The sequence below is a fragment of the Bacillus sp. JJ1127 genome, from assembly GCF_036965845.1.
GTDB lineage: Bacteria > Bacillota > Bacilli > Bacillales > Bacillaceae_G > Bacillus_A.
The window spans coordinates 1-5,515 of the sequence record NZ_JBALQK010000364.1 but is presented as its reverse complement, the minus strand read 5'-3'; the positions used below and the strand labels follow the sequence as shown (position 1 = coordinate 5,515).

The 5,515-nt window shown below is 31.0% G+C and carries 6 protein-coding genes; 4 read left to right on the top strand and 2 right to left on the bottom strand.

Annotation, left to right across the window (positions count from 1 at the left end; genetic code table 11):
• Positions 1-103: 103 nt before the first annotated feature.
• Positions 104-1,732 (top strand): S-layer homology domain-containing protein, encoded by a 1,629-nt coding sequence (locus V7183_RS24470; protein ID WP_335361143.1) that lies wholly within the window; start codon positions 104-106, stop codon positions 1,730-1,732.
• 254 nt (positions 1,733-1,986) lie between these two features.
• Here V7183_RS24470 and V7183_RS24465 read toward each other — a convergent pair whose 3' ends face one another.
• Both V7183_RS24465 and V7183_RS24460 read right to left on the bottom strand, forming a co-directional pair.
• The gene (locus tag V7183_RS24465; protein WP_335361142.1) at positions 1,987-2,712 is read right to left on the bottom strand and encodes a hypothetical protein; all 726 of its coding nucleotides are present in this window, start codon (positions 2,710-2,712) and stop codon (positions 1,987-1,989) included.
• Between the two features lie 13 nt (positions 2,713-2,725).
• Positions 2,726-3,484: a hypothetical protein gene (locus V7183_RS24460; RefSeq protein WP_335361141.1), complete on the bottom strand. Its 759-nt coding sequence runs from the start codon at positions 3,482-3,484 to the stop codon at positions 2,726-2,728.
• A gap of 158 nt (positions 3,485-3,642) precedes the next feature.
• Here V7183_RS24460 and V7183_RS24455 point away from each other — a divergent pair, with 158 nt between their 5' ends.
• From V7183_RS24455 to V7183_RS24445, 3 genes are all read left to right on the top strand, one after another.
• Positions 3,643-3,993, top strand: coding sequence for a transposase (locus V7183_RS24455; protein WP_335361140.1), 351 nt, complete (start codon positions 3,643-3,645; stop codon positions 3,991-3,993).
• Positions 3,994-4,015: 22 nt separating this feature from the next.
• The gene (locus V7183_RS24450) at positions 4,016-4,525 is read left to right on the top strand and encodes a helix-turn-helix domain-containing protein (RefSeq protein ID WP_335361139.1); all 510 of its coding nucleotides are present in this window, start codon (positions 4,016-4,018) and stop codon (positions 4,523-4,525) included.
• A gap of 496 nt (positions 4,526-5,021) precedes the next feature.
• Positions 5,022-5,189: a hypothetical protein gene (locus V7183_RS24445; protein ID WP_335361138.1), complete on the top strand. Its 168-nt coding sequence runs from the start codon at positions 5,022-5,024 to the stop codon at positions 5,187-5,189.
• Positions 5,190-5,515 lie beyond the last annotated feature (326 nt).

Below are 5,515 nucleotides of genomic sequence, written 5' to 3'. Positions count from 1 at the left end.
AAAATTATAGATAAAATTCAATTAAAACCTTTATTTGGAATTTTATCTATGGTAAAATTAGGAATGTTTCCTAAATTACTATATTCAAAAGGAGCGATTGACTGTGAAAAAACTACCAATACTTATTACTAGTTGTGTACTTTCATGTAGTGCATTATTAAGTAGCCCTAACATTTCAAAGGCAGAGAGCAAATCAGAACAAATGAATGTTTCCAAAGAAGAAGCAAAAGAAAAAGTAATAGGATATGTAAAAGGAGTAAGTAAACAGACATTTCAAAATTGGGAAAATGCCAACGTAGATGAAGGGAAAATTTTATACGACTTAGAAGGGGAAATTTCAGGGTATGTATTCCAAGTAAATAAGGAAAATCAAGACTCGGGTTATGTAATCGCCGATAGCAAGAAAAAAAATAATTCAATTATTGAATCTACTAGAGAAGGATCTAGTCCTTATAAGGAAATTGAAGAAGGAAAAGCAATTTATACAGGTCCGCTTCAACATTTTAAAAAGGACGATAGTAATATAACAGATATTCATAGAAAACAATCATTTAAACTAGACGATGTAAAACAAGCGGAACTGAAAAAGGTTAAAGTGTCTAAATCTATTGCTTATGCCAATACTAGTGATGATGATATGGTGTATAAGGAAAAGTTAATTCAAAATGTCCCAGACTATACATGGTATAGAGGGTGTACCCCTACAGCTTTTGCTAATATTGTAGGATACTGGGGACAGAATGGATACGGTAATCTGATTTCAAATAAAAACCATAATCAGATAATTGATCAGCTAGCGGATATCATGGGAACCACCCCAGGTGTGAAATATCCTGGTAGAGCTGAAGGTGGCTTTACACTAACAAGTAGAATGGTACCTGGTCTTAAACAATATTTTGCTAATGCCGGATATAATCCTGAAATATTGTATGATGATACTCCAACCTTTGAAGAATATACAAAAGAAATAAATGCAGAAAGGCCTATTACTATAAACACCAGAAATCATCCGATGTATCAAAATCATACTGTTACCGGCGTGGGATATAGCCATATATATATACCTGATATTAACGAGGAATATAAGGATTTAATTTTACATGATACATGGGACGATACGCCTGTTGATACCCTTTTAAATTATAATGGTAATAAGGAGTACATTCAGTCTTATATTACCTTAACTCCATTTTCATTTAAAGATGTGCCAAGATATCATTGGGCGTATAGTGAAATTGCATATATGGCACAAAAGAATATAATGACTGGATATGGAAATGGATACTTTGGTCCAACAGATAATGTTACACGGGAGCAACTTGCAGCGTTTTTGTATAGATATCTAAAGCCAGCAGATACAAACGAGAACCCATTTACTGATATTAATGGAAATTGGTTTGAAAAAGAAATAAAAGCTCTAACTAAAATGGGTATATTTTCAGTTAACTCAGAAAGAAAATTCAATCCAAAAAATACAGCAACGAGAGCTGAGATTGCATCAGTATTAACAAAAGCATTTAATTTAAAAGTAAAGGCAAATTATGAGTTTGATGACATGAAAGGTCATTGGGCAAATGAATATGTAAAAGCATTGTATAGTAACGGTATAGCAAGTGGGACTGGAGGTAAAAACTTTAACCCATCAGCAAATGTAAATAGAGAACAAATGGCGATGTTTTTATTTAGAGCGATTAATCTAGACCCTAACTTTAAACCTTCACCAATCAATTAATCAGGGATATTAATCTCATAAACCTAATATATATATTAGATTTATGAGGAATAGTAGTAATGAAAAAGTTACCAATAGTGGGGGCACCATACATGCCCATCAAGTTAATATGTTGAAGTATCCCCAAAACGAAAATTTCATATCACTACAACAGTTATTTATGAGAATTTAGTTCATTTTTTTCGTTTTGGGGAAGAATGTATTTCTTAACATGATGGTAATGTAAGGTGACCCCTATTACAAAACTACTAAATTTAATTACGTAGTTTTTTCCAGTTTGCCAACATAATATTTTCTTCTTTTCTAATTTCATTTTCAACTTTTGTTTTTTTTGCACTTAGTTCTGGTTCAAGAAATGAACGAAGGTCGTCCAGATTATCAAAAGCATTATGATTTTTCGATACAGATATTTGGTTTTTTAAGCCATATTTTACTCTATATTTTTTAACACCACTATGATGAGCCATTTCTAATGCCATATTTTCATATTTTTTGATAGTTTCCTCTAACTCAGATATTTCCAGTTTTAATGCTTTAAATTGCTCTTCGAGTATATTATTTCGTGATGTTAAGTCGTTATTTTGAGTCAGTGACTCATGCAATAAATTCTCACATGTTAAAAGGTGTTCTAAAAGTTTTGGTTTATCATAAATATATTTATCAACAATATCAGAAAAGTTGGGTATTTCATGATTATTACCTGATTCGGACTCGATTTTAATAGTAATCGGTTCATTTGATAGATTAATTATTTCTCTTCCCCAGTTAGCCCAAACATCTTTATTATATGTTGAAGGAAATTCATCCGGTTTTATTTTATGCATTTCTTCTGAAAATCTTACTAAATGAGCGATTCTGATTATTCCAGAAGGATTTTTTTGTCTGTAAAGATAAACTAATTTCTTTAATCTAGTTTGTTCCTCTGGATTGTCATATTTTCTTTTACGGCCAGCGCCTTTGGGATTTTTTGATTTGCTCAATTATCTCACCTTTTTATTCAAAAATTTTTGAAATAAGCATAGCATAATCATGAATTTCTCCGTGTGTTAACTTGGATTCTCTAGCCAGTTCTGATAGTTCTAAAGGGTTTATTCTACAGGACTTATATTCTATTTTAATATCTTTATAAATCCTCGATAGTGTTTGGGCTCTAATTTTAAGTTTTTTGTTGTATTCAGTTTTTAATTCAATAATTTCTTTGAAATTACTTTCTATTTCTTCACGAGGAATCCAATTTTTAGAGCAGAAAATACAAAGTCTTGATTCGCATCGTTTTAATTCATCTGTGCAATAGCCAATTTCAACCTCCTCTTTATATTCAAAAATTTCTTCAGGTGCTAGAGACCTATTAATCAGATCCTTTATTGCAAGCGTGGAGTGATAGTTTGTATCTCTAGATGCATTTGTTAAACGATTTAATAATATTGCTTCGTATGCCTTAGAATCTATAAAAAATTCAATATGCTTTTGATAGTGGTATTGAGATTCAATATGTTGATGACCGGCCATACGTGCAATAGTTAATGGATTAAATCCCTGAATCATCATACTACAAATTGCAAAATGCCTTGTATCGTTCGGTTGAATTTGGACAATTTGCTTCTCGACAATAAATTCACTAAAACCGTCATTAGACCCTAATTTTATTGCGCTAGTTTTTTCTTCAATCCACTTTGATTTATCTATTGGTTTCAGGCCATAGGTGTCCTTCAAAACTTCAGAATAGAAAGCGTGTAATAAATTGTTAAACATATAAAGAACAAAATATCCGTTATTTATTGTGGTATAAAATGAAATGTTTAAATTTAATATTACTATAAAAACTTAACGTTTCATCAATGGTGTTATATAATTGAAATGTTTAATTTTCTTTTTGATTATTTCAATTCAAAATGATAGGAGGGAGTTTTTTGAAACAGCTACGGCGAAGAATCTTAAATGAAATTTCTAATTTAGAATATACCCATTGTTTCGTTTGCCCTTTGAATAATCTATCAATAAATTATACGGATCAACCAAATGATAAAAAACAAAGAAATTATAAGCATTGTAAAGGATGTTCAGTTTACAAAGCTATTCGAGCAAAAGGAGACCGATTGAATCTTTTATCAAAAAAGAGTACATTTAATAAAGTGCGCGAGCGCTATATGGAAAATCCACTTAAATATCTACAATACAAAGAATATCCATTGGAGGAAGTAGTCAAAGAAACAGGATTAACGCGATATGAACTTAGAAAATTAAAGAAACAACTTAAATGACCGATATGAACGAGGTGGTATATTGAATTACTTATCATTTGAAGAGGTGCGAGAAAGGACAAACCTAACTAAAAACCAACTAAGTTACCTAATTAAGTATAAACAAATTGAACCTATTAATGCTGGTAGTTGGAAAGCAGATGGGGGATATCGTTTTGAACCAGTGGATGTACAGAGACTTGTTGAAAACTATAAGGATACTCTGACTTTGAAGGAAGCTGCTAACTTTCTCGGTAGATCAAAAACCTATGTACACAATGCTGCAAAAGATGGAATATTACCTTTTAAAGAAATTACAAAGGGTAAAACAACCGAGAGATTATATTTAAGAGCTGATGTAGAAATGTTGAAGCAGAAGATAGAAAATACATCTAATCATGAATTAACAAAAAACAAACAACATGTGAGTTTATATTTTGATATTGAGGTAATAGAAGCAGCTAAGAAAAAAGCTGCTAAAAAAGGGTATAAAGGCTATAAAAAGTTTATCGAGGACGTGTTATATAAAGAAGTGAAGGAAGATATTGAATAATTGATTTTTTTTAGCTTGAAATTACGCCTTAAAAATCGATAATCACTTTAAAGGGTCTAACATGCCTATACAGTGATTTTTGTGTTTGTACATAGAATCATATTACCGACCTTCGCAAAATCGAATACAATCAAATTTGAAAGGTCATTTTTTTGTTTCGTTTTCAAATTTGTTTGTATTGTAAATAATAGGTAATGGGGTAGGTGTGGTATAAAACAGAAAGGTTAACATATATTAATTATGGTAAACTAGTTTTGTTTGTCATATCACTTACACAAGAGGTACTTTAATAATAAGGTTGCAAATAATCAAATATTCGGAGTAAGGAAGAGAAATTGCCTATTCTATTAGAAAGTCTTAGAAAGGTATTTTGAAGTTGATAATCTTATATTTTCTTTACTGATCATATGGTAAAATAGAAGTATAACTGTATATTGTGAGGGCGGGAGGTTCCTTTCCTTTCTCTTTGATTTTAGAGAGAAAGGAGGTGAATCGAATGGATACTTTACTAGATTTATTGCACGATACTGCAAAAATTCTTTTTACTGTTTTTATGACAGCTTATGCAAATGAGTTTGTTAAAAAACGCAGTAATAAACGTAAAAGAACCGCCCCCAACGCCGGCAAGCAAAAGGGCAGTTCTAAAAGAAAAAGAACTAAATAAACTTGAGGAACCGACCACCTTGCGGTAGCAGTTACTAGACGGGATGTTAGCGCATCTCGTCTTTTTAGTTTATGCAATTCAGTTAAGTACTATACTATACATATTGAATATGGACTCAATATGTATCTAATCTACTGTAAACATACCACATTTTTATTTTTTGGTCAATTTACGATGATAAAAAGGGAGTCTTATTATATATTTGTTGTTACCTGTTGTTGAATCCTTATTATAAGGGTTCTTTTTTTGTTCAACTAAAAAAGAACCAATCAATTAACTGAGTACAAAGTGGATATAATTTTATCACTTTGGATTTGAGTCAATAT